The sequence below is a fragment of the Natrinema hispanicum genome, from assembly GCF_900111485.1.
Taxonomy (GTDB): Archaea; Halobacteriota; Halobacteria; order Halobacteriales; family Natrialbaceae; genus Natrinema; species Natrinema hispanicum_A.
Window position 1 is genome coordinate 52,085 of sequence record NZ_FOIC01000005.1, and the last position, 25,552, is coordinate 77,636.

At 62.8% G+C, this 25,552-nt stretch carries 25 protein-coding genes, 1 tRNA gene and 1 pseudogene; 11 read left to right on the plus strand and 16 right to left on the minus strand.

The window, feature by feature from the left end:
• Positions 1–116 precede the first annotated feature (116 nt).
• Positions 117–749 carry a uracil-DNA glycosylase family protein gene (locus BSG09_RS06630; RefSeq protein ID WP_092931407.1) on the plus strand — a complete coding sequence of 211 codons (633 nt, stop codon included), beginning with the start codon at positions 117–119 and terminating at the stop codon, positions 747–749.
• Here BSG09_RS06630 and BSG09_RS06635 read toward each other — a convergent pair.
• Positions 746–1,051 (minus strand): cupin domain-containing protein, encoded by a 306-nt coding sequence (locus BSG09_RS06635; RefSeq protein WP_092931409.1) that lies wholly within the window; start codon positions 1,049–1,051, stop codon positions 746–748. The two genes, BSG09_RS06630 and BSG09_RS06635, sit on opposite strands and share 4 nt — an antisense overlap.
• 222 nt (positions 1,052–1,273) lie before the next feature.
• On the opposite strand from BSG09_RS06635, the gene BSG09_RS06640 reads away from it, so the two are divergent.
• The gene (locus BSG09_RS06640) at positions 1,274–2,635 is read left to right on the plus strand and encodes an NAD-dependent succinate-semialdehyde dehydrogenase (RefSeq protein WP_092931737.1); all 1,362 of its coding nucleotides are present in this window, start codon (positions 1,274–1,276) and stop codon (positions 2,633–2,635) included.
• Between the two features lie 43 nt (positions 2,636–2,678).
• On the opposite strand, the gene BSG09_RS06645 is transcribed toward BSG09_RS06640, so the two are convergent.
• Complete coding sequence (locus BSG09_RS06645) at positions 2,679–2,942, minus strand: helix-turn-helix domain-containing protein (RefSeq protein WP_092931411.1); 264 nt, start codon at positions 2,940–2,942, stop codon at positions 2,679–2,681.
• 342 nt (positions 2,943–3,284) lie between these two features.
• Between BSG09_RS06645 and BSG09_RS06650 the strand changes: the two genes are divergently transcribed.
• The gene (locus tag BSG09_RS06650; RefSeq protein WP_092931413.1) at positions 3,285–3,692 is read left to right on the plus strand and encodes a DUF5830 family protein; all 408 of its coding nucleotides are present in this window, start codon (positions 3,285–3,287) and stop codon (positions 3,690–3,692) included.
• A 36-nt stretch (positions 3,693–3,728) separates the two neighbouring features.
• On the opposite strand, the gene BSG09_RS06655 is transcribed toward BSG09_RS06650, so the two are convergent.
• Positions 3,729–4,868 (minus strand): DUF7115 domain-containing protein, encoded by a 1,140-nt coding sequence (locus tag BSG09_RS06655; RefSeq protein WP_092931415.1) that lies wholly within the window; start codon positions 4,866–4,868, stop codon positions 3,729–3,731.
• Between the two features lie 102 nt (positions 4,869–4,970).
• Between BSG09_RS06655 and BSG09_RS20710 the strand changes: the two genes are divergently transcribed.
• Positions 4,971–5,121: transfer RNA gene (locus tag BSG09_RS20710), tRNA-Met, on the plus strand.
• A gap of 145 nt (positions 5,122–5,266) precedes the next feature.
• Here BSG09_RS20710 and BSG09_RS06665 read toward each other — a convergent pair.
• Positions 5,267–6,001: a helix-turn-helix domain-containing protein gene (locus BSG09_RS06665; RefSeq protein ID WP_092931419.1), complete on the minus strand. Its 735-nt coding sequence runs from the start codon at positions 5,999–6,001 to the stop codon at positions 5,267–5,269.
• Positions 6,002–6,102: 101 nt separating this feature from the next.
• On the opposite strand from BSG09_RS06665, the pseudogene BSG09_RS06670 reads away from it, so the two are divergent.
• Positions 6,103–6,273 (plus strand): annotated as a pseudogene (locus BSG09_RS06670) (MBL fold metallo-hydrolase); the annotation flags it as partial.
• 3 nt (positions 6,274–6,276) lie between these two features.
• A complete protein-coding gene (locus BSG09_RS06675; RefSeq protein WP_092931423.1) occupies positions 6,277–7,569 on the plus strand; it encodes an MFS transporter in 1,293 nt (430 codons plus the stop codon).
• Positions 7,570–8,005: 436 nt separating this feature from the next.
• Here BSG09_RS06675 and BSG09_RS06680 read toward each other — a convergent pair whose 3' ends face one another.
• The 4 genes from BSG09_RS06680 to BSG09_RS06695 all read right to left on the minus strand — a co-directional run bounded on the left by BSG09_RS06680 (position 8,006) and on the right by BSG09_RS06695 (position 12,748).
• The gene (locus tag BSG09_RS06680; RefSeq protein ID WP_092931425.1) at positions 8,006–9,103 is read right to left on the minus strand and encodes a glycosyltransferase; all 1,098 of its coding nucleotides are present in this window, start codon (positions 9,101–9,103) and stop codon (positions 8,006–8,008) included.
• Positions 9,104–10,087, minus strand: a complete 984-nt coding sequence (locus BSG09_RS06685; RefSeq protein ID WP_092931427.1) for a glycosyltransferase family 4 protein — start codon at positions 10,085–10,087, stop codon at positions 9,104–9,106.
• Positions 10,088–10,185: 98 nt separating this feature from the next.
• Complete coding sequence (locus BSG09_RS06690) at positions 10,186–11,046, minus strand: hypothetical protein (protein ID WP_092931429.1); 861 nt, start codon at positions 11,044–11,046, stop codon at positions 10,186–10,188.
• Between the two features lie 124 nt (positions 11,047–11,170).
• Entirely contained in the window at positions 11,171–12,748 is a 1,578-nt protein-coding gene (locus tag BSG09_RS06695) for a sulfatase (protein ID WP_092931431.1), read from the minus strand.
• Between the two features lie 115 nt (positions 12,749–12,863).
• Between BSG09_RS06695 and BSG09_RS06700 the strand changes: the two genes are divergently transcribed.
• The gene (locus BSG09_RS06700; RefSeq protein ID WP_092931433.1) at positions 12,864–13,877 is read left to right on the plus strand and encodes a lysylphosphatidylglycerol synthase transmembrane domain-containing protein; all 1,014 of its coding nucleotides are present in this window, start codon (positions 12,864–12,866) and stop codon (positions 13,875–13,877) included.
• Positions 13,878–13,931: 54 nt separating this feature from the next.
• Positions 13,932–14,426, plus strand: coding sequence for a metal-dependent hydrolase (locus BSG09_RS06705; protein ID WP_092931739.1), 495 nt, complete (start codon positions 13,932–13,934; stop codon positions 14,424–14,426).
• 54 nt (positions 14,427–14,480) lie between these two features.
• On the opposite strand, the gene BSG09_RS06710 is transcribed toward BSG09_RS06705, so the two are convergent.
• Complete coding sequence (locus BSG09_RS06710; RefSeq protein WP_092931435.1) at positions 14,481–14,948, minus strand: metal-dependent hydrolase; 468 nt, start codon at positions 14,946–14,948, stop codon at positions 14,481–14,483.
• Positions 14,949–15,150: 202 nt separating this feature from the next.
• On the opposite strand from BSG09_RS06710, the gene BSG09_RS06715 reads away from it, so the two are divergent.
• Positions 15,151–15,672 (plus strand): DedA family protein, encoded by a 522-nt coding sequence (locus BSG09_RS06715; RefSeq protein ID WP_092931741.1) that lies wholly within the window; start codon positions 15,151–15,153, stop codon positions 15,670–15,672.
• Between the two features lie 38 nt (positions 15,673–15,710).
• Here BSG09_RS06715 and BSG09_RS06720 read toward each other — a convergent pair whose 3' ends face one another.
• The 6 genes from BSG09_RS06720 to BSG09_RS06745 all read right to left on the minus strand — a co-directional run bounded on the left by BSG09_RS06720 (position 15,711) and on the right by BSG09_RS06745 (position 22,590).
• The gene (locus tag BSG09_RS06720) at positions 15,711–17,123 is read right to left on the minus strand and encodes an aryl-sulfate sulfotransferase (RefSeq protein ID WP_175542156.1); all 1,413 of its coding nucleotides are present in this window, start codon (positions 17,121–17,123) and stop codon (positions 15,711–15,713) included.
• Positions 17,124–17,300: 177 nt separating this feature from the next.
• On the minus strand, positions 17,301–18,176 hold the full coding sequence (locus tag BSG09_RS06725; RefSeq protein WP_092931439.1) for a universal stress protein: 876 nt from the start codon (positions 18,174–18,176) through the stop codon (positions 17,301–17,303).
• Between the two features lie 137 nt (positions 18,177–18,313).
• A complete protein-coding gene (locus BSG09_RS06730; protein ID WP_092931743.1) occupies positions 18,314–18,604 on the minus strand; it encodes a HalOD1 output domain-containing protein in 291 nt (96 codons plus the stop codon).
• Between the two features lie 118 nt (positions 18,605–18,722).
• Positions 18,723–20,849, minus strand: a complete 2,127-nt coding sequence (locus BSG09_RS06735; protein ID WP_092931441.1) for a bacterio-opsin activator domain-containing protein — start codon at positions 20,847–20,849, stop codon at positions 18,723–18,725.
• A 60-nt stretch (positions 20,850–20,909) separates the two neighbouring features.
• On the minus strand, positions 20,910–21,962 hold the full coding sequence (locus tag BSG09_RS06740) for a DNA-methyltransferase (protein WP_092931443.1): 1,053 nt from the start codon (positions 21,960–21,962) through the stop codon (positions 20,910–20,912).
• Positions 21,963–22,059: 97 nt separating this feature from the next.
• A complete protein-coding gene (locus BSG09_RS06745; RefSeq protein WP_092931745.1) occupies positions 22,060–22,590 on the minus strand; it encodes a hypothetical protein in 531 nt (176 codons plus the stop codon).
• 462 nt (positions 22,591–23,052) lie between these two features.
• Between BSG09_RS06745 and BSG09_RS06750 the strand changes: the two genes are divergently transcribed.
• Positions 23,053–23,700 (plus strand): hypothetical protein, encoded by a 648-nt coding sequence (locus tag BSG09_RS06750; protein WP_092931445.1) that lies wholly within the window; start codon positions 23,053–23,055, stop codon positions 23,698–23,700.
• A 31-nt stretch (positions 23,701–23,731) separates the two neighbouring features.
• Here the strand turns inward: BSG09_RS06750 and BSG09_RS06755 are convergent, their stop codons facing one another.
• Entirely contained in the window at positions 23,732–24,331 is a 600-nt protein-coding gene (locus tag BSG09_RS06755; RefSeq protein ID WP_092931447.1) for an NADPH-dependent FMN reductase, read from the minus strand.
• A gap of 173 nt (positions 24,332–24,504) precedes the next feature.
• On the opposite strand from BSG09_RS06755, the gene BSG09_RS06760 reads away from it, so the two are divergent.
• Positions 24,505–25,494 carry a nucleoside recognition protein gene (locus BSG09_RS06760; RefSeq protein WP_092931449.1) on the plus strand — a complete coding sequence of 330 codons (990 nt, stop codon included), beginning with the start codon at positions 24,505–24,507 and terminating at the stop codon, positions 25,492–25,494.
• Positions 25,495–25,552 lie beyond the last annotated feature (58 nt).

Here is a 25,552-nt window from a genome sequence, read left to right on the forward strand (position 1 = left end):
AAACCCACCGCCGTCTGCATCGCCAGTCACGCTCGGCGACCACTCTCTGTCGATCGTCGCGCAACACGGCCTGATCCGACCGCTGTCGTTTTGTCTGCCCGCCGCCTTCATCCGGTGTGCAAAACGTGACCGACAGGACGAGCAACCCGTTCGGACTCGAGCCACCCTTTGACCGCTCCGATCCCGACGATCGACCGGCGGTCTTCGGCTACGGTGACGCTAACGCCGATTTTCACGTGATCGGTGACTATCCCGGCGTCCACGGCGGCGAATCCACTGGCATCCCGTTTACCGAAACCGAGAGCGGACACGCGATTCAGGACGTCCTTCGGGCAGTTGGCTTCGCCAGCGGTCCACGCGACGAACCCGTCCTCGAGAACTGCTTTCTGAGCTATATCCACATGTGTAGCCTGCCCGACGGGGACGTACCGACCGACGAGGACTATACGACCCTCGAGCGCTTTTTCGACGCCGAACTGCGTGCGATCAACGCACACATCCTCCTGCCCGTCGGTGCTCGCGCAACCGACCACGTCCTCCGTGAGTATACGACCCAGCGACATCGACTCGACCTCGAGATGGACGACCTTCACGCCACCGACATCCGCGGCCGCGGCTTTCTGGTCGTCCCGATCAAAGATCCAGTCGAGTGGTATGGCGACGACCGCGAGGCCATTATCTCGCAACTCGAGGCGATCCTCGACAGCGATTATCGGCAGACGAAAGGCGTCGCGACGACCGTCGGTTAAGACTCCGTTTTCGGCGAGAAAACGAGCAGCGCCGCACTTGCCGTGAGCGCGTGCGGCGAGATTGGCTGGTCCCCGTCGAACCGGACGACAGCGCCCTGCTCGAGGTCGTAACTCTGGTTCCCGAGCGTCAGTTCGAGTGTCCCCTCCAAGACGTAGAGGACGACGTTCGACTCCGGATGGCGGTGTTTCGGCATGCGGTCGTCCGCCTCGAGCTGGAGGCGAACCGTTCGTGGCTCGTCGACGTCGAACACCTCGGCGTGTGGCGTCGACTCGAGTGCGTCTATCGACGTGATCTCTGGCATGGGTGCACTGTGACGACGCGCCCACTTGTCTGTCGGGCCGAACACGTTCGATGCGGCGGATATCGACGGCCGTGTGCCTCGATACGCCGCCGTAGACGCTGGGTCTCTCGGATCGCATCAGCCGATAACGCGACCTGCCGGGAAGTGTCGAACGAGCGGGCTCGAGGCTGCCGGCGAGAACGCGGGAAACACTAATCGGTGTCGACAGATACACTCCGCATGATGGACGTTATCAATCCTGCCACTGGCGAGCGAGAGGACACGATCGACGCACATTCCGAATCCGACGTCGAGGCGGCTATCGAACGGGCGTCGGCGGCGTTCGAGACGTGGCAAGATGAGCCGATCCGCAAGCGGGAAGAACTGCTCGCGGCAGCCGGCGACGTTCTCCGTGAGAACAAACGCGAGTACGCGGAGACGATGACTCGCGAGATGGGCAAACCGATCTCGCAGGCGATCGCCGAGGTCGAGAAGTGTGCGTGGGTCTGTGACCACTACGCGGAACACGGAAGCGCCTATCTCGAGGCCAATTCCCATGCGAGCCCGCCAGGGTCGGATGTCAAGACTGTCTACGATCCGCTTGGCCCGATTCTGGCGGTGATGCCGTGGAACTTCCCGTTCTGGCAGGTGTTTCGCTTCGCGGCACCGCACCTCACGTCGGGCAACGTCGGACTGCTCAAGCACGCCTCGAACGTCCCCGGCTGTGCACAGGCAATCGAAGACGTGTTTCGGCAGGCTGGCTATCCCGACGGCGTCTTCCAGTCGTTGCTGATCCCTTCCGATCTGGTCGACGATATCATCGAGGACGAGCGCGTCAAAGCCGCGACCGTCACTGGAAGCGGCCCCGCAGGCCGGGCAGTCGCCTCGACGGCTGGCGACCAGCTCAAGAAGTCGGTCCTCGAACTCGGAGGGAGCGACCCCTTCATCGTCCTTGACGACGCCGACATCGACGACGCGGCCGAGACCGGCGCGTGGGCGCGCAACCAGAACGGCGGCCAGTCCTGTATCGCTGGCAAGCGATTCCTCGTCCATACCGACGTCTACGACGAATTCCTCGAGCGGTTCGTCGACGAGATCGAGTCACTCACCGTCGGCGATCCGACCGACGAAGAGACCGATATCGGTCCGCAGGCCAGGGAGGATCTTATGGACGACCTCCACGAGCAGGTCGAGGCGAGCGTCGAGGCCGGTGCTGACGTGCTCACGGGCGGCGAACCAATGGACCGCGAGGGTGCGTACTACCCGCCGACCGTGCTGACCGACATCCCGGAGGGCTGCCCAGCCGACAGTGAGGAAACGTTCGGCCCCGTCGCCGCTGTCTACGAGCTCGACGACGAGGCAGCGATCGTCGCGAAGGCAAACGACACGGAATTCGGACTCGGCGCAAGCATCTGGACGACCGACCGCGAGCGCGGCCAGCGGCTCGCACGCGAGGTCGACGCCGGCTGTGTCTACGTCAACCAACTCGTCAAATCCGATCCGCGAGTACCGTTCGGCGGCGTCAAGGAATCAGGCTACGGCCGCGAACTCGCGCGAGAAGGGATGCTCGAGTTCGTCAACCGAAAGACCGTCTGGGTCGAGTAAGCGAGGTGCCAACCAAGAAATCGACCGCCGATCGAACCGGGAATCAGTCCGCCAGTCCGCTCATATCGGATCCGCCTGAACCGCTTCGTGTCGGTTCCGCGTCGGTGAATTGGTGCTGGCCTGACGCGGCGAGTTCGTACCGGCGGCTGCCGACCGACCGGATGTCGCCCTGATCACAGAGGCGATCACACGCTTGCTCGACTGTCAGCGGATGCTCGTCGATCATCCCGGCGAGATCGACAGCAGACAGCGGCCCCTCGTCGGCGAGGGCCATCAGAATCTCTCGTTCGAGTTGTCGTCCAAACATCTATCGATCACGGGCTGTCCCGTTTGGTTCCAGCCGCGGTCGGTCGTCGTTTCGAACCGTGAGCGTGCAGTCACCGGTTTCGTCACGCAGACGTGCCAGGGTACGTGGGTCGGTCCTCGCTCGTGGTGTGCCGTCAGTCGTTATCCGGGTCATTGGGGTGCGGTCGCCGGAGTCTCGCTCCGGTCGGATCCTGCTCTCGCTCGAAAAAGAGCGGAGCGACAGTATCAACGGCTGGCGGATTCTCATGCCGTGGGAACCGTCAACGCCGTTCTTGCCCTGTGAAGCCGTAGCTAGCTTCTCGAGGCAAACACGTTTATTCGCGCCGAGATGACCCACTGATAGATGGATCGCGACGAGGAGCATCCCGTGGATGGACGGACCGGCGACGCTGCGGTGACCGATGACCGCGTCGAACTCGGGCTGGCGTTGCTCGCACGACTCGAGCACGACTCGCTCTCGCTTGCCGCGGTAATCGATCGGATCGAGACGATTACGAGCGATCCGACGGTCACGCGAACGATCCTCGATCAGGCCGAACTCCGCGGGCTGATCGAGCGCGAGGACGGGATCGTCCGCCCGAAGAGCCGCCAGTATGTCAGCTTTGACCAGGACGTCATCACGAAAGAAGGCGAGTTTACCTGCAAACGCTGTGGGTCCGGGCTGTCGACCGGCTACTTCATCAAACTCGAGGCCGGCGAACTCGGTCCCTTCGGCTCGTCCTGTATTCGAAAAGTGACCGGTCGGGAGTAGGCTGTCGAGTCTGTCTGGTCGCTGCTCACCGCGTGCCTACCGTCCCTGCCGAAGCTCCGCGATCAACTGCTCGATCGTCTCCCCTTGCTGTTCGATGATCTCGTTTTGCTGCTCGACTGCTGCCTCGAGTGCCTCGAGGCGCTCTATGAGTTCGGGATCGGGCTCGGTCGTGACAGGCTCAGCTCGCCGTGCAGGCTCGTCGGTACCGTCCCCCGTGTCTGCTTCGCCAGTCTCCTCGAAAAACGAGCCGGCGTTTGTAGCTGTCGCTGCGCTGTCGCTGTCGTCGCGGTTTGCTGTCTCCGTCCCCTGTGCCCACTGTGCCTGCACCCCATCGTCCGTGTTCGACTGTCGTTCAGCGCCGGCAGTCGCAGTCCCGTCGGACCCGCTGTCGGCAAGTGGATCAGTCGACTGGGTAGCAGCGCTAGTGCGTGCCGGCGTGTCGCGGTCGCCGTCGTCCGGCTCCGGCGGGTCGGCATCGAGCGGGTCGACACCACTGCCGAAATCGACCGATGCCTCGCGGCTGTCATCCTTGTCGTCGTCACCGACCGTCTCGTTGAGTTCCTCGAGCGAGCCGACGTCGTGATACTCGAACAGCGCACGTTTCAGTCGCTCTCGGAGATCGTTTGCCTCCTCGTTGGGGGCTTTGATCCGCTCAGGGCGGCCGTCGACGGTGAGGACGATTTGGGTCGCGACGCTCCCGTCTTCGAAGTCGAGGTTCGTCACGTCCTCGAACCGGTACTCCTCGTAGTCTTCGTCCCAGACTGCGCCCCCGATGTGTTTGACGAGCCGCTCGCTCGTGATGATCAGGGTCAGCTCGCTAAAGCGGTAGGTCTTGACGACCGTCTCGCCGGGATCTGTGATCCCGTTGCCGCTTAACACACCGGCGAGAACGGGATGGAGGACCTCGTCGGTCACGCTCGAGGGAACCGTAAACGCGTGTTCCCCCTCGAGAGCGTACTCGAGCGTGAACTTCGTCTTGCGCCGGCCTTCCGAGAGAGTCAGCCGGTCGGCGTCGTGTGGGTAGTCGTCTGCTGATTCGTCGCTCAGGAGGCCATCAGAACGATAGACGATGGTCCGCGTCGGCGTGATGAAAAGCTCGTCGTCGCCGCCGAGGGAGACGCGTGCTGCGATCTCCTCGCCGTCGAGAGTAGCAGTGACGATTCCAGGAACGCTCATGCCCCGGAGTTAGTAACACCGTATGATAAATCCGTGGGTCCGCGTTGCACGGCGGATTCGAATGAGAAGCTTAAAGAAATAGACGCCACTACTCCTAATCGAGCCCGGGTGGCTTAGCTGGACATAGCGCCGCACTCATAGGGTTCAGAGATTCGGTGCGGTTTCGCCTTGGAAGCCTCCGTGTCCCTCGAGGACTGCCGAGCCTCGAACCTGGGACATGCGGAGATCGAGGGTTCGGAGCCCTCCCCGGGCATTTTTCAACGAAATCACGAACGTAGTGAGTTACGACGCTGTACAATTCTCGGGAAGGCGGAGAACCCGGTGGTCTTGCGTGAGCGACGGAAGAGCGACCGCAAGGCAGGAACGGCGAGCGAACAGTTCGGAGTGTTGACCGCCGGTCAGTCAGCTGCGTGCTCAGTCTGTCGGATCCGGTCGATGTCTAGTGGGTCTGTCGTCGAGGTCGCGGTGACCAGTCGCAAGAACTGACCTGCGTTCGTGAGGAGTTTGTTCTCGGCTTTCCGAAGGTGTTCTTCGTACGTCGAGCGTGCGACGGCGGTCTGCTCGGCCAGTTCACGAAGTGATGTCTGCCGGGGCTGTTCGTAGTAGCCGCTTTCCAGTGCCAGGCGAAGTGCGGCTAACTGCCGCTCGGTGATGTCTTCGAACAGTTGATCGACCGGGGCAAGCATACTGTGGGGGATCTGCTGGTCCGTGATCGCCGTTTTCGAAAGAACCTCGATATCACGATCAGCTTCCAAATCCTGCAGCAATGCGCGGACATCGTTCTCGTCGAACGCGATTACAGTGTAGTGCTCCCAGCCGTGGCGGTGGATCGTCGGCGGCTGGTACAGACAGTTGTACTGTTCAAAGCGACCGATGATAGAGTCCTCTAACGAACAGAGACAGGACTGCGTGACGACGTGGAGACCGGAGTCGTCCACCGACTTGTGGAGAAGCGTTCCGATTTGATCGATCTCCTCGAGTAGTTCGTCGGCTGGCGATGCTGGCGAGGTGAGCTCGATCACTTGGCAGTCGCTTAGGTACCACTCGCGGATCGTGAGATCCGGATAGCGTTCCGAGATTTCTCGATACGGACACTCGTGTTTGACCCGGAACGAAGCCTCGTACAGACCCATGGCGGACTAGTTGGTCTGTTACGAATTAACGGTGCCGGTCATGTCCGGCAGCACCTATATTCTGATACTTCCCATACGAGTGCATACTGATGTCTGAGCGTCGCCCCGGTGACCGTGGCCGCACCCACGGGGAATTCGTCCAGAAACTCGCGTCGGCTCTCCCGGATCAGCCGTTGAGCCTCGAGCGCGTCAAGCGAACGAACGTGGGGCAAAAACCCGCCGCCGAACTGGCTGAACTGGAACTGGGCCCGAACAACTGTACAGCAGCGTGAGCTATGCGGACGGAAACTGAACTCAAACAGGGCATCCGCGAGCACCTCGGGCAGTTCTCGCTCCACGTCCTCCTGGTGTTCGCTACCGGGCTGACCATCGGTTCTGAACGCGCCGTCGTGCCCGTCCTCGGCCGCGACGTGCTCGGCGTCGAGTCGCTGTTCGTCATCGGCTCGTTCGTCGTCTCGTTCGGCTTCGTCAAGGGGCTCTTGAACCTCTACGCTGGCAAATGGGGCGGCGAGTATGGGCGCAAGCCCGTGCTCGTTCTCGGGTGGCTAACTGCACTGCCGATTCCGGTCATCCTCATCTTTGCGCCGAGTTGGGGCTGGATCACCGTCGGCAACATCCTGTTGGGCATCAATCAGGCGTTGACCTGGAGTATGGCGATCAACGCCAAGATCGACCTTGCAGGCCCCGAGCAACGAGGGTTGGCCGTGGGTATCGACGAGGCGTTCGGATACAGTGGCGTCGCCGTCGGTGCCTGGATTACGGGCATCATCGCAGCGCGGACGAGCCTCCGGCCCGAGCCGTTCTACTTCCTCGCTGCCGTCGTCGTGCTGGCGTTTCTGATCTCGATCTTTCTCATCAAGGAGACCGTCCAGTTCGCGGCGGTAGAGGTCGCCGATGACGACCACCACGATGCGAACCTCCCATTCGCGGAGGTGCTAAAGCGGGCGACCTACGGCGACAAGACGCTGTTCGCCGCGGCACAGGCGGGTCACATCGAGAAATTCGTCGATACGCTGTTCTGGCTTGCCGTCCCGTTGTATCTCACGAGCCACGGACTTGGAATCGCAGCAGCCGGGTTCGTCGTCGGCATCCACAGCGCGATGTACTTCCTCCAGATCGCGACCGGTGGACTCGCGGACCGGATCGGTCGTCGTCCACCCGTCGTCGTCGGAATGTTCCTTACCGGCGCGGGCGTCCTCGGGATGGTACTCGTCGACGGGTATCTCCCGTGGGCCGTCCTCTCCGGTGTGTCCGGCCTCGGAATGGCGTTGCTCTACCCGAATCTGATGACCGTTCCCGGCGACGCTGCCCACCCGACGTGGCGTGCGACCGGGATGGGCGTCTACCGGATGTGGCGCGACTCGGGCTACGGCGTCGGCGCAATCCTGATCGGGCTCTCGATGGAGTTCGTAACCGCCGAAGCTGCCTTCTATCTGACCGCTGCCTTGATGTTCGTCTCCGGGGCGATCGTATATCTCTGGATGGAAGAAACGCATCCCGACTTCGGGACGCACGAGCCGCCAGCACCTGCTCCTGAGCACTCAGGTCAGACGCTCCCTCAAGACTAACTTCGTTTGATCCGGACGGGTTCCCAACCCCATCGACGCTGTGTAACGGTCTGTTCACGCTGTGCGTATCGAACACACACTCTCAGCACTCTCTCGACGACTGACCGCTATTCAACAACGGAGACCCGAATCGGTCGCTGAGAACACCGCCGCGCAGTAACGCGGCAGCACGGACAGAAGGGTGTATGCAGGAGCTCCACTCTGTCCATCTTTATCTTCCGCAGGCGATGCGGATAACACCACCGACACGGACTCGAGCGGGCCCCGAAACACGAGGTCCCGCTGAAACGAACGTCTCGTCGATTCCGCACGGTGGTATCGGCGGTTCAGCTGAAACCTGGTTGTCAGCTGCAGGTGCGGTCTCACAGCCCGATCTGGGACCGTCAGGATGGGACAATCGATACCGCGTGACGGCACTGTCGCTCAGCACTCGGGCTCAGCTTCGCTCTTCGTCGGAGAGATGCCACGGACTCTCGACGTCAGTGGGACTCTCGTCCGTCGCGAGCGGGACCGTCTCGTAGAGCTGCTCGAGGTGATCCATGGTATAGTCGACCGCGTAGCGTTCGACGGCCGCTCTGGTATCGCGATCGGTCGTCAGACAGGTCTCGATGGCCTCGACCATCGACTCGCGGTCGCCGTAGGTGAACCGTTCGCCGTTACCGGCCTCGATGGTACGAGTAAACGGCGCGACATCGGCGGCAGCGACGGGCGTCCCGCAGGCGTTGGCCTCGAGCGTCGAGAGGCCGAGCGTGTCGGCGGTCGAAGCCGTGACGAACGTATCGATCGAGGAGTAAAAGACGGGCAACTCCTCGCGGGGGAGAAAGTCACGAATCTCGACGTTGTCCGGGGCCGCACGCTCGAGGGAGTCGCGGTACGGGCCGTCGCCGACGATGACGAAGTCGTACTCCGGCAGCGCCTCGGCGGCTCGAAGGATCTCGCTGACGTTTTTCTCCATGCTGAGCCGGCCACTGTAGCCGACGACCGTCCGGTCGGGGTACCAGTCTTCCGCGGTCGGCTGGAAGAAGTCCATGTCGATCCCGACTGGCAACTGAACGTGTTCGACATCGCGGTCGATCCGCTCGGTCGAGGCGGTGACGATATCGAAACTCTGTAGGAAGCTGTTTTCGACCGGCACATAGAGGTTCGAGAGCAGCCCGGCGACCGACTCGAGTTTGATGCTCTGGTGGAAGTATTCCTCGAGTGGCGTATGATGAGTGTAAATCGCCGGCAGGTCGTGTTTCCAGGCGTAGTAGCGGCCGAGGATGCCGATCGGTGCGGGGCCGTGACAGTGGACGACGTCGAGGTCGGGCAGCGTCGACGGCCGTCGGGTAAGCGGGATCCGGTAGCCGGCATAGAAGGGGTTCGGCATCGAGGTCACCGGAATCTCCCGGTCGCCGGGTTCGTAGTCGCCGTCCGGGTAGACGACGTACACCTCGTGTCCTTTCCGTTCCAATTCCTCGCGCCAGAGTTTGATCGTATACGTTACGCCATCGATCTCGGGAAAGTAACTGTCCGTAAAGAACCCGATCTTCATTCAGACCACCTCCTCGTACAACGACTGATACTGGTTCGCAACCGCATCAAGCGAAAATTCCTCGCTGCGGTCGGCCGCGTTCGATCCGAGTCGTTCTCGGAGCTCCGGATCGCGAAGTCGCTCAAGCGCCGCTGCGAAGCCGTCGACGCCCGATTCCGAAACTTTCAGGCTGTCCTCGCCGTCCTCGAGCCACGAGAACGTCTCGATGTCGCGGACGAGGACTGGTTTGCCGGCAGCCATCGCCTCGAGCAACGCGATCCCCTCGTTTTCCTCGTGGGTGGGGAAACAGAAGATATCGCCTGCTGCATACGCACCGCGAATGTCGTCGACGTAGCCGGTGAACGTACAGTTGTCCGGCGCGTTCTCGATCAGCGCCGTCGTCTCTCGGCCCTTTAGGGAGAGATCCAGCGGGCCAAACCAGGCAAAATCCAGGTCGGGCAGCCGGCGGGCCAGTTCGACGAACGTTTTGAGTCCCTTGCGCTTGATGACGTGGCCGACGAGGAAAACGGTCGGCGACTCGAGGTCGTACCGATCACGATACTCGTCTTCGAGCGATTGGAACCCCGCGAGTTTCGACCGGTCGACGCCGTTCGAGACGACCGTCGTCGGCACATCGGTGTACGTCTCGATCAGGTCCTGGTTGTACGCCGACGGACAGACGAGCGCGTCGGCTAACCCGTAGGCCCACCTGAGATACGGCTTGAGCGGCTTCGCGAGGGCGTTCGTGAACCGAAAGCTGTCGCCGAAGTCCTCGGCGGTCACATGCGTATTCGCGATGACGGGGACCCCCTTCGATCGCGCCTGCCGTGCATACCAGACCGAGCGCGGTCCCATGAGGTTACAGTGGAAAACGTCGGCCTCGAGTGTCGGTTCGGTCGTGTAGGTCAGGTCCAGTCGATCCAGCATCTTCCGCTGGTGGACGACCGACTCGTGGATGCCGCCGGTGACGTGAGATTCGAGTTCGAAGTAGTGACTGATTTTCATACCTGACCCTCCTGTACCGGGTGCTGGTTACCGTTGGAGATGCGAGACCGCCGCGGTGAGTCGACGGCCGGTGTTTTCGTCCCTGTTCGATCGCGGCGTCACTCGACTTCGAGCCACGGCACTTCCATGAGCGCCGGGATGTACGTCTCGATGTGGTGTTCCCAGACGCCCTCCTCGCCGAAGGCTTCGCCGTGGTCTGCGGTCACGATGACGGTGCCGTCGAGGTCATCGACGATGTCGGCGACGGATTCGAGTGCGATCCGCAGGTTCTCCTCGTAGAGGGCCATCGCCGCCTCGCGCGTGCCGTTCGTGACGACCTCGGTGGGATCGAGCTCGAGCCACAGGCCCGCTTTCTGTGCGAGTTCGCTGCCCTCGAGCCTGTCTTCGACTTTCGGACGGATCGTATCGCCGAGTGAGGCAAGCGCACCGCCGCCACCATCCTCGCTTTGCTCGGCTTCCTCCTGTTTTCGAATCCCTTTCTGGATCTGTTTGAGTTTCTGGCCTTTGCCGCGTGCGAGATAGGGCGCGTGGGGCTGCATGTAGTGGAGCACCGTCCGGTCGGCTTCCTCGACGGCACCCTGGTTGTTGTAGAACGCCTCCGCGATGCCGTCCGGCGGCACCGTGCCGAGGTCATCGTCCCAGCCCGACTTCCACACGTCGAAGACGTTGCTGATGTGATTCGAAGCCGACCACTCGTAGTCACAACTGGCCCCCCACTTGAGCTCGTTTAACGGGATGCCGAGGTCGTTGATGAACGGGTTCCCCGAGAAGTACGCGATATCGTGTTCCTCGGTGAAAGTTCGATAGGCCCACTCCGGCGTCGACGAGCCGACACTCCGGCGCTTTTCCAGCGTCCCGTCGAGATATTCGTCGTAGACCTCGCTGAACACGTCATACCGACACGCATCCAGCACGAGACAGTAGTCCCACTCCGACTCGAGGAAGTGCTGGTCGTCCATTAGTTGCGACTATCTTTCGAACCAACCTATGTATTCTTGTTGGTTCCAGGAAAGTCACTAAAACAGCACTTTTCGGGCCTGTAAGCCGCAATACTGTCGGACAACGTCACGTCGGATCGACGTGTCACTCGAGGTAGCCAAGCTCCCGGAGCCGGTCGCGGGTCTCTTCGTCGGCCTCCTCGAGGGCGTCGACGTCGTCGGTATCGGTTTCGGATGGATCGTCCCACGCGCCGCCGGCGTTTGCCTCGAAGCGGGCAAGTGCCTGCTCGGTCGCAGCGACGACGTCGTCGTCGGCCGGCTCGACCGGTGACGTTTCGTCGGGATCCTCGCCGAGGCGGTAGCCCTCATCGGGGATGCGATCCGCGCGAACATACTTTGCGTCGGTGCTTCGGGCGGCACGGAGTCGTGAGTACGCGCGGTGGTCGTCGGGCAGGTCTATCCCGGCCTCGCTGGCTTTCTCCTCTAGGTGGTGCAGTTCGATGACCGGCTGGGCGTACTCGACGAACGCGTAGTCGTTCGCGTCGTCGGCCTCGAGGATCGCCTGTTGACCGGCATCGAGGTCGGCAGCCCCCTCGAAGGCGCGGTACTCGTCGGCAAGCAGCGAGCGCGTCGGGTCACGAGCGACGGCACCGGCAGCATCGCCAGCCAGACCGACCGCCTCGGGATCGACATCCAGCGAGTCCAACACGGTGTGATAGCAGTCGAGCAACTCAACGAGGTCGTCACGACGGTCGGCCTCGAGGTCGGGGTGTTTGACCAGTAGCGGGACGTTGATGAGGTGGTCGTAGAGGGCGAACTCGTGGCCGTAGAGGTCGTGTTCGCCGTGGAGTTCGCCGTGGTCAGCCGCAACGACGACGGTGGTGTCCTCCCACTGCCCGGTTTCGCGCAGCCAGTCGAACAGCCGGCCGAGTTCGGCATCCATGTGGGCGATTTCGGCGTCGTAGAGCCCGCGGATCGCCGCCCACTCATCGTCGTCGATGTCTCGCGCACCGGAGTTGAACTCCTTGGAGTTCTGGCAGACTTCGTCGGGGTCGACGCCGGGGGCGAACTCCTCGCGGTATTCCTCGGGCGGGTAGTACGGGAGGTGGGCGTCCATCAGGTTGACGAACGCGAACCAGCCCTCGTCGCTGTCGCTGTCGTCGATAAATGACTTCGTGCGGTCGATGACCGACGGCGTCTTCGAGTCGGCACTCTCGCCGCTGGCGAGTTTCGAGTGTGCCATCGCGCCGAGGTGGACGAGCTTCGATGCCAGATCGCGGAGGTAGTCGTTGTCGTTGATCGCCTGCCACGCGCTCGCGAGCGGCCCCGAAAGGACATCGCCGGGCAGCACCTCGAAAAAGGAGTCCTGCGCGTCGAAGCCGTCGGTAAGGCCGGTGTAGGGGGTGATCCAGGCGTTCGAGGAGTAACAGGCCGTGTCGTACCCGGCCGCCGACAGGACCGACGCGAGGGTCGTATCGCCGTCGAGATACGGACTGCCCTGATCGGCCCCGTGCTGGCTCGGATACTGGCCGGTAAACAGCGAGGCGTGTACCGGTAGCGTCCACGGCGCAGGTGCGATCGCCGATTCGAAGACGGTCGCCTCCTCGGCGAACCGCGAGAGTTCCGGCGTCGTCGCTCGCTCGTATCCATACGGCTCGAGGCGATCCTTCCGGACCGTATCCAGAACGACGAAGAGGACATTCGACTGGCGAGTCCTGTTCATTACTGGCCACACTTCGCTCCACGCAAATAAATCGATTGAAGGGGGTGACGCGACACGTTTCGACTGGGTCGGTGCCGATCAGATGTTTCAAGTTTACTGACGAGTCATATCCGGCATGGACGATCGAAATCGGCGAGCATTTCTCATCGGCATCGCCGGAGCGATCGCGGCCTTCGCGGTTTTGTTTTTCCTCGTTGGTGCCCGTGACGTCCTCGACTCGTTGCTGTCGGCTTCACCCTCTCGGGTCGTCGCAACGTTTGCACTTGCGCTCGGCTGGCTGGCCGCCTGGAGTCTGATGCTTCGGACCGTGCTGGCCGCGCTCGATATCGAGATCCCGATCGGGAAGTCGTTTCTCGTCTATGCTGGAGCCGTCTTCGCGAACAACGTCACTCCGTTCGGGCAGGCCGGCGGCGAACCGATCGCCGCGTTGCTCATCTCGAAGACCTCCGACGCTCGCTACGAGACCAGCCTCGTCGGGATTGCGACCGTCGACGTCATCAACGTCGTCCCATCGATCTCGCTGATCCTCGTGGGTGTCGGCTACTACGCGACCACCGCGGCGATCGGCCAGCGCCTCGAGACGGCCGTCGGCTCGGCGGTCGTGTTGATCGGGGGCATCGTCATCGTGATGGGCCTCGTGTGGCGCTATCACCGGACGCTCGTCGAGCGACTGCCCGGGATCATTGCTCCCCGACTCGGCCGGCTCGAGCGCTTCGACTCCGAGACGCTTGAGGAAGACATCGCCGACCGACTGGGGCGGTTTTTCGAGAACATCGAACGCGTGGCAACGGATCGGTGGCGACTGGCCGCCATCATCGGCCTGTCACTGTGTGGGTGGCTCTTTCAGACGGCTGCGCTTACGGTCGCGTTCGACGCGATCGGGTACGACGTCTCGGCATACGTCCTGCTGTTTGTCATCCCGCTTGCGAACCTCGCAGGCGCTGCGCCGCTACCAGGTGGGCTCGGCAGTATCGAAGCCGCGTTCGTCACGCTGCTCGTGCCAACGACCGGGATTCCGGCGTCGGCCATCACCGCGGCCGTCCTCATCTTCCGGGGCGCGATTTACTGGATGCCGGTCCTGATCGGCGGGCTGTCGGTGTCGGCGTTCGGCGTCCGAGCGGTTCGGTAAGCGGCTGCTGGCCGACAGCGTCATTTCCGTCCGGCTCCGATGACCTTTCCGAGCATGTACCGTGAGGGTCACTCCGGTTTCAACGCCTTGCTCTATGCGCCGGTTCTCCCCCTCGTGAGCTCCGTCTGGTCGCTCGAGCTGGCGCTGGTTGGGGCGCTCGTGGCTGTTGGCGTCGCTAATATCCCTGATCTCGATCAGCCGCTTCCGCGCATACGCCATCGCGGACCGACCCATACCGTCTGGTTTGCTCTCCTCGTCGGGCTGGTCACGGGCATCGGCACCGACCTCCTCGTCCCCGCGACGCCGGTGGCGTTCCGGTTTGGCTTCATCGTCGGCACCGGTGGCATCCTCGCCCACCTCGCCGGCGACGTCGTGACCCCCATGGGGATCAGCCCGTTTGCCCCGCTCTGGCGGTATCATGTCACGCTCGAGTGGTTCAAATCCAAGAACAGCCGGATCAATCGGGCGTTTTTGCTCGTCGGCTCGAGTGCGCTGTTCGCGTCACTACTTTTGACGATGGGGCTGTCGGCGGTCGTTCCGGCGAGTTGATCGTTGATCGGTACCGGCCATCCGGCCACGCCCGGTTTCGGGTCGACTCGAGGCCTAGATCGACCGCTGCTCGTCTGTGTCCCAGACGAGGAGTGCGATCGACGCGGTCCAGAGGAAGACTGTCGCGGTCGGGCTGTGGACCGGCAAGCCGGGACTCCAACTTGTCCGAAGCGGAAACAGGACGTCGATCCCTTTCGGCGACAGCGAGTCGATCGCGAGATGGGAACCGAGTGCCAGCCCGATGGCGAGCGCGACGCGTCGACCGATCGTCGAAGTCTGCTGACGACCGACGGCATACCCGCCAGCGACCACTGCCAGCGCGAACAGTGGCGTGTGAGTGATCCCGCGGTGAACGAACGGCCAGGCCCAGTCCGCTGGAAAGAGAAAGTCGGCGTCCGGAAGCAGTCCGAAGACGAGCCCGATCCGCGGGTCTGCGTCGGTGAGCCCGGCAACGAGGGCGTAGCCGACGAACGCGTGGGTCGCGAACGCACCCGTCAGAAACAATGCACGTCCGAGCTCCATCAGCGATGGTTTCAACGGGTATCACCACATAGTTTATGCTCTCCGAAGGCGGGAGCGACGGACAGACAAGTGGCCATACCCGGTGTGTGATTCGCCGGTCAACTCGGCACATCACGACAGCGATTCGCGGCGACGGCCTGCCAGCGCGATCGCCGGAAGCGAATCAACAATGCTTACATTCGGGACGAACTACGCACGGGTTATGTATCCGTTGCAACTCGAGGGGATGCCGCCCTGGCTCGAGTCGATGCTGACGTCAGAACTCGCGCTTGCGGTGTTTTTCGGTATCTGTGTCCTCGAGGGTGCGATGCTGCTGCGATTTATGCCGAGCGAACTCGTCGTCCCGGCCGCACTGGCGCTGATCGGGTCGTCGATGCCGAAAGTGGTGACGATCGTCGCGATTGCGGTCGCCGGGACGACGATCGGCCAGTTCGGCCTGTTCTGTCTCGTCCGCCGCGCTGGCCGGGAGTACGTCCTCCGAAAGAGCTGGTTTCCCGTCACCGAGTCGCGACTCGAGCGGTTCGACGGCTGGTTCGATCGCTGGGGCGCAGTGGCTGTCGCCGTAAGCAACACGATGTTGTTCGTCCGCGGGCTACTGACCGTCCCTGCGGGACTCTCGGAGATGGACGGCCGCGCGTTCGTCGCGCTGTCGGCGATCGGCTCGCTGTCGTTCCAGTCGATTCTCGCGGCGCTGTATCTCGTTGGTGGCCACCTGTTGGCGTGATCGGTCGACGAAAAACGGACGGCAGCTCTCGAGGGTAGTTACTCGCCGCCCTGTCGGTAGACCGGCAGCCGGAACCGGACGCCGGCGTCGCGGAGTTGCCACTTGATCTCGAAGCCGGCCCACGAGAGGCCGGTCAGCAGCGCAACGCCAATTGCGGCGAACTCGGAGGCCCCCATCCAGACTGGACTCACGAACAGCAGGGCGTTGTAGATCCGATGTGGGAGGATCGTCTCGACGAAATCGCCGAGGAACTCGAAGGGGCTAAACTCGAGTTCGCCCCCCTCGCCGCCGCCACCGCCGCTGCTGGTCTCGGCTGCGGTTCGGTTCTCGAGGCCGAGCGCGGCCGCGCTCTGGCCGGTGCTTTCGTCACCAGCCTCGAGGCGTTCGGCTTCGTAGGGGAGTGACGAGCCGACCTCCCAGACGATGTCGCCGGACTCGTTGACCTCGATGACGCGGTTGCCGTGGGTGTCTGCGATCAGCGTGTTGCCGTTTGGAAGCCGGTCGGCGTCCCGTGGCCACTGGATCTGATCGTCTTCCCACAGCCAGGTCTGCTTCCACTCGCCGTCCTCACGCTGAAACTCCTTGATCTGGGCATTTTCAGAGTCGGCAACGAGGACTGCCGGCCCGCCTTGGCTCTCAGGGATGTAGTCGGGGTTGTGCTGTTCGTGGAGGATGTCGTACTCGTTTTCCGACCCGAGCGTCCAGTCCTCGAGCAGTCCGTCTTCCCGATCGAGGAAGACGACCTGGTCTTGGTTGCGCAGACTGGCCATGATCCGGCCCTCCATCTGCCCGCTCTCGATGTACTCGACGTCGTTGATGTGTGCCCAGTCACGGGGCCAGGAGTGGCCGCCCTCGAGCGGGAAGTCGCTCTGGGCGTCCCAGAGCCACTCGACGACCGCCGTCTCGGTGTTGACGATGAAGACCTGATCGGCGACCATGTCGGCGACGACGAAGTGGGTCTCGTTGATGCGGTCGACGTCGTGCCACTCCCCAGCGTACTCCTTGTAGTCGTAGCGCTCGTAGAGCACCTCCACCTCACCTGTCTCGAGGTCGGCGCGCTCGATGACGTTGCGGGTACACGGTGGAGCGCCACAGTTGGCACCTTCGGTGTGAATCGTATCCGTCGCGGCGTATTCGACGGTTAACGGATCACCCTCGACAGGATCGACGTCGAAGTACTTCGTCCGCGAGTTGTTGTAGTAGAGGACCTCGCCGTTGGGCTGATAGGCGGTGATCGTCCCGGCGCGGCCGGATTCGGTGACGACCGTGTGGTTCTCTGTCTGCGGTGCGTTCGGGACGCCTTCTCTCGAGGCCGTCGAAACGCCTTCTCCCGCTGCGCTGGCGACGACGGCGGCAGACAAAAGAACGAGGACGACGAACGCAGCCCGGAGCCGGGTTCTCGTTATTTCCGACCGGACCCGCTCGAGCGACGGAAGCGATTGTTCGGTCACGGTATTCTCACCATCTCGTTTCGGCATGCCGTTTGGGGACCCATTGCCCTTTGTTTCCTGATCAAGATATTAGTACGTTGTTGAACGTTCTATTTTCCGTGGGAGGGGAACCACATCGTGCCTGTCCCAACAGCGACTCGAGCGCTCGTTCTGGCGGGTAACATGGTCTTGATAGTATTACGCCTGCTCGTCCGCCCGCGTGGTCAGGACGGGCACCGGCGATGTGCGGATCACTCGCTCGGTGAAGCTCCCGAGGAGGTGTCGGTCGAGGCCTGTGTGGCCGTGTGTCCCCATCACGACGAGGTCGATCCCCGCCTCGTCGGCATAGCTTGTGACCTCCCGGGGCATCGAGCCGGTCACGATGGTCGTCGTGACGTCGTCGACGCCCGCCTGCGTGGCGGTCGCCGCTGCCTCGTCGAGAACCGTCTGGATGTTCTCCTCGAGTTGCTCGGAGAGCTGTGCCGATTCCGTATCACCGACCTCCGGGAGTTCGTCGACGATAGACAGCAAGTGGAGTGTCGCACCGGTACGTTCGGCGACCGTCGCTGCCAGTTTCAGCGCCGCCGTTGCATGGTCGCTCCCATCGGTCGGAACGAGCACGTCGGTGTAGGGGTACGTCGGCGTCACACCGTCGGCTGCTCGAACCGTCATCACCGGTACTGGGCTTCTGTTTACGACGTGATCCGTGACGCTCCCGAGAACGTATTCTCCCAGTCCGCGCCGACCGTGGGCACCCATCGCGATGAACTCGAACTCGTCGGCGCTGACGTAGTCGACGATCGTCGGCCGGGGATCACCCTGGACGACGTCCGTGACCACGGACACGCCGCGTTCCTCGGCGAGCGCGGCAGCCTCCGAGACGAGCGAGTCGCCCTCCTCCTCGAGGACGTCGACGACGTCAGTACCGAGTCGAGTGAGGCTCGGTTGGTTCGTGTCCGCGACGTGAAGCAGGTGGACGGTCGCGTCCCGGTCGCAGGCGATGTCGAGGGTGTGCTCGAGTGCTGCGGTTGCGGGGTCACTCCCGTCGGTCGGGACGAGAAAGCGAGGTGGCATACTCGAGCGTTCGGGACGGACCTGCTTATATACTGTTGGCCAACAGTCAGTGAATACCCGGTCGCTCTCGGTTCTCGGTACGGGGTGTCGAACGCAAAATAGAGGATACCGCTCTGCCCGCAGACGGCGTCGAGTCGCTAGACGGTTTCGACGCGAATTTCGCCGGCTGCTGTGACGGTCACCAGACACCCGCTGTACTCGAAGGACACTGCGCCGTTGGGGCGGAGGCCGTTCGCACGCGGTTCGAACAGTCGCTCGAGCGCGTCGGCGTTGATCGAATAATGCAGTGGCTCGAGTTCAGTGATGTCTTCGTCTAAGAATGTTGCGACGGCGTCCGCGACGGCGACGCTAAGCGGTTCGTCGCCGAGTCGATCGTAGTGCATGGAATGGTGATCCCCAATCTCGGTCGCCGGTGTTGGTGAACTCATCTTGCTCATAGCATATACGTACCCCCAGTACGGTGGTGGGAAGTCGTTTCGTGGTTCAATAGTCGTTGTAAAGAACCTACTTGTTAACTGTGTAAGGGCCGCCACAGCAGCTGGTTAATTAGTTAACCTCGGACGCAGTCGCACCCTCAAACAGGACGGCAAAGAGCTTCCGTTCGACCGCCCGAACGTGCTTGTGGAAGGCGGGCGAGGAAATCTCGAGGGAGTCCGCGATCTCTTCACCGTTTGCGTGCCGGGGCCACTCGAAGAACCCACCGTGGTATGCCGTCTGGACGACCTCTCGCTGGCGATCGGTGAACGTCTCGAGCAAGGCGCTGCGCGCGTGGTTGGCCACCGTCGAACACCCATCCGTCGCCACAGCACGGCAAGCGACCATCGACACGTCGGGGCCGTTTCGGCTGATCCCGGCGATGAGGTCGCGAACGTCGACCGCGTCCGGGACGTCGATGCGTGCGCGTCCACCCGAGGTATCGGCCACGAACTCGCGTAACTGCGCCCCGTGGGCGTCGGTAATCGCTCCCAGAGACGGTTCAGTCAACCGGAGTTGCAGTACCGTCTCGGCTTCGTGTTCGGCGACCGTGACGACTTGGCTGATTCCGTCGACTGGGGCGTGGGCTTCGGTCTCGATCGGTCTCTCGAGTGGCCCGTCGACGGCCGCGAACACGACCTGTGCCTCGTCGTCTCGAGCCGTCGCGCCCGCATAGAGCACGCGCTCGTCGAGGAACGCAGCCAGCCGACACAGCGTCGCATCCGCTGCAACCTCGAGTTCCACTTCGGTACGATCGGTAGCTGACAGCGCGTGGGTCCGGTTGACGGCGTCGATCGCGTATGCGATCGTCCCGCTGAGGTCGGCGAGCATCGACCGAAACGGCTCGTCGAACGCGTCCTGCTGGTCTCCGTAGATCGACAGAACGCCGTAGAGAACCCCATCATAGACGAGCGGCACCGCGTACACACACTGGACGTTGCGTGAGAGTGCGTCACCGCGCCATGCACCGTCGTGGACCGATGCCGCGACGTTCTCGACGTAGACCGGCGCTTTCGCTCGCGCCGCCCGTCCCGCCGGTTCGGCGGTCGATTCGTCGACTGTCGGTACCGTTACCGCGTCCAGATAACCACGGTCGTGTCCGGCGTGAGCGCGCGGCTCGAGGCTGTTGCCGTTCGCGTCGGGCTCGCCGAACCAGGCCAGCGAACACGCGTCGCACTCGGTGAGCCGTGCGAGGACGCCGCGTTCGAGCGCCGTCCGGGAATCAGCCGCCAGGAGAAACTGTTCGATATCTCGGCGCGTCTCGAGTGCGGCGTCGAGGCGCTCGAGTCGGCGAGCGTGCCGTTCAAGCTCGCGTTCGCGGTCGTGAAACCGCTGGCGCTGTCCGATCCAATCGAGCGCGGCTTCCGTTGCCACGACGAACGGTTCGACGAGTTCGACGGCCCCGCTGACGTCGGCGTCGGGAGCGCTCGAGACCGCGACGAACACGCCGTGTTCGCCGAGCGAAACGGCGAGTCCGCTCTGGGCAGCAGTCGCAGCAGGGGCCGCTGGCGACGTTGCGATATCGTCAGCGGTTGACGGCTCGCCAGTGATGAACGTCTCCCAGATGCTACTGCCGTTGGGTTCGACCGCTGCGGGGGAGCCAGCCGTCGATTCGTAGGCTGCTGAGTATGCCACCGGACGGAGTTCAGTGGCCCGATCGTCGAACCGATAGACGACGCCGTCGATCTCGAGTACGTCGGCGACGATGTCGACGAGGGACTCGCAAGCGGCCGGTTCCGAGTCGACAGCGAGTACGTGGCTGGTTGCGTTGGAGAGGGCATCGAGCGCTGCTCGATATCTGTGCCGGTCGGTCAGTGCTCGCTCGCGCTCGCATTCGGCAGCTGCGAGCGTTCGCTGGAGCCGCTGTGCAAGGAGCCGTGGCTTCTGAACCGACCGCTTGACGACGATTTCAGTCGCGCCCTCGGTTCGGAGGTCGTCGATCGCCTCGTCGGCAGTCGAATCGATCGCGTAGACGATCGGACATGCGCCGTCGACGGCTGCGAGAGCAGCACGCTCGTCCGTCAGGACGCACGTTGCGGTCTCGAGTCGATCGTCCGTGAGGTCGGACGCCGCCGAGACGACGCCAGCGACTGTCACCGCCTCGTCTGCAAGCTCCGCCGTTGCCGTCCGAATCCACTCGGACGTGCCGACGAGAACGCACTCGGGCGTCGTCTCGGCATCCTCGAGACTGCGAATCATACCCTTGGTGGGTGCGGCGATAATAAAAAGCTCATGTCGGTTCCGACGGGCGACCCCGGTTTACTCGGGCGTGAGTGTGCCGTGCTCAACTCGATAGCCGTCGTCGCAGGCCTCGATCCCCCGCACGTCCCGCAGTCTGAGCCCCTGTTCCATCTTGGTCACGACCGGTGTATCGTAGTGGTCAGCGTCGTACTCGAACCCTTTTCCCTCCTGTCGGCGGCGCTCGACGAACGCTCGATGGCGTTCGAGGCGTGTGCGTCCAACCGACCGTGACAGTGTCGGCACCTCGTCAATCCGATCGTCGAACACCTCGAGAAACGCGTCCTCGAGTTCGACCCCGACCGAGCTGCGACCGGCACACATCGCCGCGAGCGTGGTCGTGCCGGTGCCCCAGAAGGGATCGAGGACGGTGTCGCCGTAGGTCGAGTACATACAGATCAGCCGGTAAGGAATCTCGAGAGGGTAGGCCGCCGACCGCTCCCGGAGCTCGTCGTCGACCGCCTCGAGCGTCTGTAACTCGCCGGTCACGTCGGTCCAGACGTCCGAGAACCAGCGGTTGCGTTCCTCCCAGAAGTAGGCGGCCTCGTAGCGCCGGTCAGCACCCGGCTCGAACTCGCGGCGCGTTCCCCCCTTCCGAAAGATCAGGACGTACTCGTGCTCGAGGGTGACGTAGGCGTTCGGCGGGATCATGCCGCTCCCCATGAACTTGGCCGCGCTGTTTGCCGGCTTGCGCCAGAGCACGTCCGGCAGCGGCTCGAACCCGCGGTCCTCGAACGCCGCGAGCACGCGGGCGTGGTTTGGGTAGACTCGAAAACTACCGTCGACCGACCGGGTCGCGTCGCCGACGTTGATACAGGCGATTCCGCCGTCGACCAGCACTCGCTCGAGTTCGTCCCAGACGGCCGCGAGTTGTGTGTGCATCGCCTCGAAGGCGGCCTGGCCGTCACCAGTCTCGAGTGCGTCACCGATCGTCGGATCGAGGTCCGTAAAGAGGTCGTCCCACATCTCGATCATCGGATACGGTGGCGACGTCACGACGAGTTCGACCGACTCGTCGGCGACGTCCGAGAGCGTGCGGGAGTCACCGACGACCACGCGGTGAGTGGTCTCCATTGGCTTGACACTGTCGGCGTCTCTCCCTTAGCTTCTTCGTCAGGCGACGCACAGACCGGAAAAGTAGGCGATCGCCCCCAGTCGAGCGGGCCGGTCGTTACTCCTCGCTTTCCTCGTCCGGTTCCTCAGCCCCGACTTCGGACTCTGTAGCCGTTTCAGGTTCGCTCTCGATATCGGTCGCCGGCTCGAACTCCTCGATCGGCTCCCACTCTTCTTCCTCGTCCGATGTGAGCCGTCGCCGAAGGATCGCAGCCCCCGCGAGCAGCCCCACTGCGAGCAGAAGTCGCGACAGCCGCGACGGTGAGTCAGATTCGTCCGTCACCTCGACTGTCGTCTCCTCGGTTTCCTCGGTCGTTTCCCGGACGCTCTCGATGATCTCCGGTTCCTCGACGTCCTCGAGCGGCGTCTCTTCGAGCATCGATGACTGCCGACCGAGGAGAAAGCCAACGGCCGCACCGATGCCAAACAACGCTCCTGCAAGCGGAAACTGCCCGCCTGAGCGAGCCCCTTCGGATTCCTCGACGGCCTCGAGAATCGTCTCGCGCATCGGAGACTCCATCCCCCGATTGACCGCTTCTTTAACGATGAGCTCGGATAGTGTGGCGTCCTGTTGTTCCGTCTCGGGCATAATCCGCTCCGACCACATCGCTGTACATAATTCTATCCCCCGTTTCTATCGCTCGGACGAGTTCGTCGTCTCGTATGCATGAACTACTCAGAAAATCGGATGATATAACAGCTTGTTTACTGGCGATGATTGGGCGTGCGCGAACGACGGATACGAGTCGGCGTCGAACGGCGATGTGATCGGTGTTCAGAACTCCCTCGAGAACCGGTCAGCGATCCGCATTTCTGATCGTGCGCAGTTGCTGCCAGCATTCAGAATAACATTTCATTCGCGTGCGCGACAACCGTCCGATAATTACGAACTCTCCTGATTCAGAAGTGTATCGCCATCGCCTGTCGGGCCGTGTCAGTGATCGGTAAATCTGACTCTTCGGACCCTATAAGGTCACATCGGCACGCCGAGCACGCGGCATCGCCGTGGAATGCCTTCCATAACGAAAGGGGCCCCTGAGCGAGCGTACACATGAGCGTTCTCCGCCAGCCCGAGGTACTCGGCCGAACGAACCGGCGGCGCGTCGTTGGCGTCACCGCTGCGCTCTCTGCGGCGGCCGTCGAAACGATCGCGGTCGGGTGCTGGTTCAGCCTCGTCGTCGTCGGCTCGCGGACGACAGTGACAGCGCTTGCAGGGCTTGGTGTGCTTTTCTGTGGTTCACTGCTTAGAATGGGAATTTTCGGTGCGACGGTTAGCGACCTCGGTGATCTCCTGCAGCCGAAAGAACTCGGCGTGACGGTCGCGCTGACGTCCACTTGGATCGTCTGGCTGTTCGTGGCCGAACTGATCGGCGATTCGCTCGGTGTCGCCGTCGCAGCCGTCGTGTTCGCTGGCATGCTCACCGGCCAGTTCGTCCTCGAGCGATACATCTTCAGCCAGTCCGCAGTCGATGGCCGACCAGTCACGTTGGTCGTTTCGGGGCTATTGCTGGCTGCCGGTGCGTCGGCGCTGCTCGCGACTGTCTGGTTTACCGACTGGACGATTTCCTCGTCGCCGCTCGCGCTCGGCTCGATGACGATCGTGCTCCGAATCGAGGCCGCCCATCTCGGCGTGTTCGTCTTCGGCCTCTTCGCGTTCCTCGCCCATCAGCGCCGATTGCAGCGACTTCTCAGTCCCTAGTGGATCGCCGATTCGTTTTCCGTCGGCAGTATCACTTCCCCTGTGCGCCCACGTTCTGGTCGCTTTCGAAGGAGTCCGGGTCCGGCTCGATCGTCGCGTACTGGACTGCCCGCCTGCCCAGCGTCGTTACCCGCGTCTCGAGTTTTGCATCGACGAACGCCCCGTTATCGATGGCGGCACTGGCGTTCGGGATCGCCGCCTCGTGTGGGATAACCCACGCGTTCAGCGCTCGACAGACCGACCGCATATGCTCTAAGGCCGTCACAGGAAAGGCCCCGCCGGAGACGGCAAGCAAGCCGACGGTCTTGTCCTCGAACTCGTCGAAGCCACAGTAGTCGAGCGCGGTCTTCAGCGGCGAGGAAAACGAGCCGTGATACATTGGCGAGCCGAGCAGGATCGTCTCGGCCGCGCGGACGCGAGCCGCAAGCTCGTCTGCATCGCCTGCGTCCACACGATCGCGGTCCGCATCGAAAATCGGCAACTCGTACTCACGGAGATCGATTAGTTCGGTCGTCCCACCAGCCTGTTCGGCGGCCGAGAGCGCCTGCTCGAGTGCGATCCGAGTATAGCTGCCATCGCGGAGACTGCCACAGAGTGCGGCTACGTGAACATCACTGTCACTGTTGCTCATAGCTGTCCTGTCGACAGGCGACGGGAAAAGCAATCTGAAGAGATACTAACATGTGTGTCTCAGACGGTCTGCTATCCTGGCACTGACTGACAGGAGTCCGTATCAGCGCGCGGCAGTCGGCAGCGATCGCTCGATTCGGAGGCCCTTTCTCTACTGAATTCGAACCGAGTGCTGTGCAGTCGCTGCTTACCGTCTTGCTCGAGGAGGCGCTTCCGCGCGTGCTGACGATTACGCTCCTGATCGGCGTGGGTGTCGGCCTGGCCAACCTCGCGGTGGAGTACGGGCTCGTCAAACTCGTTGCCCGCGTCGGCCACTATCTTACCGAGCCGGCGAACCTCCCCCCGGAAGTCGGCACCGCCGTTCTTACGAACGCGGTCTCGGTGACCGCCGGCTACGGGATGCTCGCAGAGTTTCGCGAGGACGGTCTGCTCGACGACCGGGCCACGCTGATCGCCGTTATCATCAACACCTTCTTCGGTTTCATCCAGCACATCTTCACCTACTACGGGCCCGTTCTGATCCCGATCCTCGGCCTGCAGGTCGGCCTCATGTACGTCGGCGCACGGGCCGGCATCTCGCTTGGCATCACGTTCGTCGGCTTGCTCGCCGGTGCCGTCTTGCTCCGGGATGACGACTACGACGGCAGTTCCATCGACCCCGACACGCCCGAGGAGGACTCACAGACCAACCGCGAGAAACTGCAGACGGCCGCCGAGAACACCGCTGATCGCCTGCGCTCGATCGTCCCCCGGCTTGCAGTCGTCTATTCGCTCGTCTTCGTCGCACTCGAGTACTCGGATCAGATTCTCGCCGTGTTCGCGTCAGTCGGCCTCGACGATCCGAACGCCGTGCTCGAGCCGATCGCTGGCCTGTTGGGGCTACCGGGCGCGGCGATACCGGTGATCCTCGTTTCACTGGTCGATCCGACGACCGGCGCGATCACTGTCGCGCCACTGATCGGGGACGTGTTGACACCTGAGGAGACGGTGATCACGCTGCTGGTCGGCAGTCTGATCTCGCTGACGATCGGGACAGTCAAGCGCTCGATCCCGTTTCAGTACGGCATCTGGGGAGCGTCGTTCGGAACGAAAGTGATCATTGTCAACGTCTGTCTGAAAGCGGCGTTCATCCTCGTTGCGATCGGCGTTTTCTTCGCCGTCTGACGCTGGGATAGCCGTCGGATGGCACGCTGTGGGGTGCTGTGTCCTATGTCTCGAACGG

Bases quoted from the DNA above. Each gene is read 5' to 3' on its own strand.
- BSG09_RS06635 (WP_092931409.1), bottom strand. From the start codon at position 1,051: ATGCCAGAGATCACGTCGATAGACGCACTCGAGTCGACGCCACACGCC.
- BSG09_RS06640 (WP_092931737.1), top strand. From the start codon at position 1,274: ATGGACGTTATCAATCCTGCCACTGGCGAGCGAGAGGACACGATCGAC.
- BSG09_RS06645 (WP_092931411.1), bottom strand. From the start codon at position 2,942: ATGTTTGGACGACAACTCGAACGAGAGATTCTGATGGCCCTCGCCGAC.
- BSG09_RS06650 (WP_092931413.1), top strand. From the start codon at position 3,285: ATGGATCGCGACGAGGAGCATCCCGTGGATGGACGGACCGGCGACGCT.
- BSG09_RS06655 (WP_092931415.1), bottom strand. From the start codon at position 4,868: ATGAGCGTTCCTGGAATCGTCACTGCTACTCTCGACGGCGAGGAGATC.
- BSG09_RS06665 (WP_092931419.1), bottom strand. From the start codon at position 6,001: ATGGGTCTGTACGAGGCTTCGTTCCGGGTCAAACACGAGTGTCCGTAT.
- BSG09_RS06675 (WP_092931423.1), top strand. From the start codon at position 6,277: ATGCGGACGGAAACTGAACTCAAACAGGGCATCCGCGAGCACCTCGGG.
- BSG09_RS06680 (WP_092931425.1), bottom strand. From the start codon at position 9,103: ATGAAGATCGGGTTCTTTACGGACAGTTACTTTCCCGAGATCGATGGC.
- BSG09_RS06685 (WP_092931427.1), bottom strand. From the start codon at position 10,087: ATGAAAATCAGTCACTACTTCGAACTCGAATCTCACGTCACCGGCGGC.
- BSG09_RS06690 (WP_092931429.1), bottom strand. From the start codon at position 11,046: ATGGACGACCAGCACTTCCTCGAGTCGGAGTGGGACTACTGTCTCGTG.
- BSG09_RS06695 (WP_092931431.1), bottom strand. From the start codon at position 12,748: ATGAACAGGACTCGCCAGTCGAATGTCCTCTTCGTCGTTCTGGATACG.
- BSG09_RS06700 (WP_092931433.1), top strand. From the start codon at position 12,864: ATGGACGATCGAAATCGGCGAGCATTTCTCATCGGCATCGCCGGAGCG.
- BSG09_RS06705 (WP_092931739.1), top strand. From the start codon at position 13,932: ATGTACCGTGAGGGTCACTCCGGTTTCAACGCCTTGCTCTATGCGCCG.
- BSG09_RS06710 (WP_092931435.1), bottom strand. From the start codon at position 14,948: ATGGAGCTCGGACGTGCATTGTTTCTGACGGGTGCGTTCGCGACCCAC.
- BSG09_RS06715 (WP_092931741.1), top strand. From the start codon at position 15,151: ATGTATCCGTTGCAACTCGAGGGGATGCCGCCCTGGCTCGAGTCGATG.
- BSG09_RS06725 (WP_092931439.1), bottom strand. From the start codon at position 18,176: ATGCCACCTCGCTTTCTCGTCCCGACCGACGGGAGTGACCCCGCAACC.
- BSG09_RS06730 (WP_092931743.1), bottom strand. From the start codon at position 18,604: ATGAGTTCACCAACACCGGCGACCGAGATTGGGGATCACCATTCCATG.
- BSG09_RS06735 (WP_092931441.1), bottom strand. From the start codon at position 20,849: ATGATTCGCAGTCTCGAGGATGCCGAGACGACGCCCGAGTGCGTTCTC.
- BSG09_RS06740 (WP_092931443.1), bottom strand. From the start codon at position 21,962: ATGGAGACCACTCACCGCGTGGTCGTCGGTGACTCCCGCACGCTCTCG.
- BSG09_RS06745 (WP_092931745.1), bottom strand. From the start codon at position 22,590: ATGCCCGAGACGGAACAACAGGACGCCACACTATCCGAGCTCATCGTT.
- BSG09_RS06750 (WP_092931445.1), top strand. From the start codon at position 23,053: ATGAGCGTTCTCCGCCAGCCCGAGGTACTCGGCCGAACGAACCGGCGG.
- BSG09_RS06755 (WP_092931447.1), bottom strand. From the start codon at position 24,331: ATGAGCAACAGTGACAGTGATGTTCACGTAGCCGCACTCTGTGGCAGT.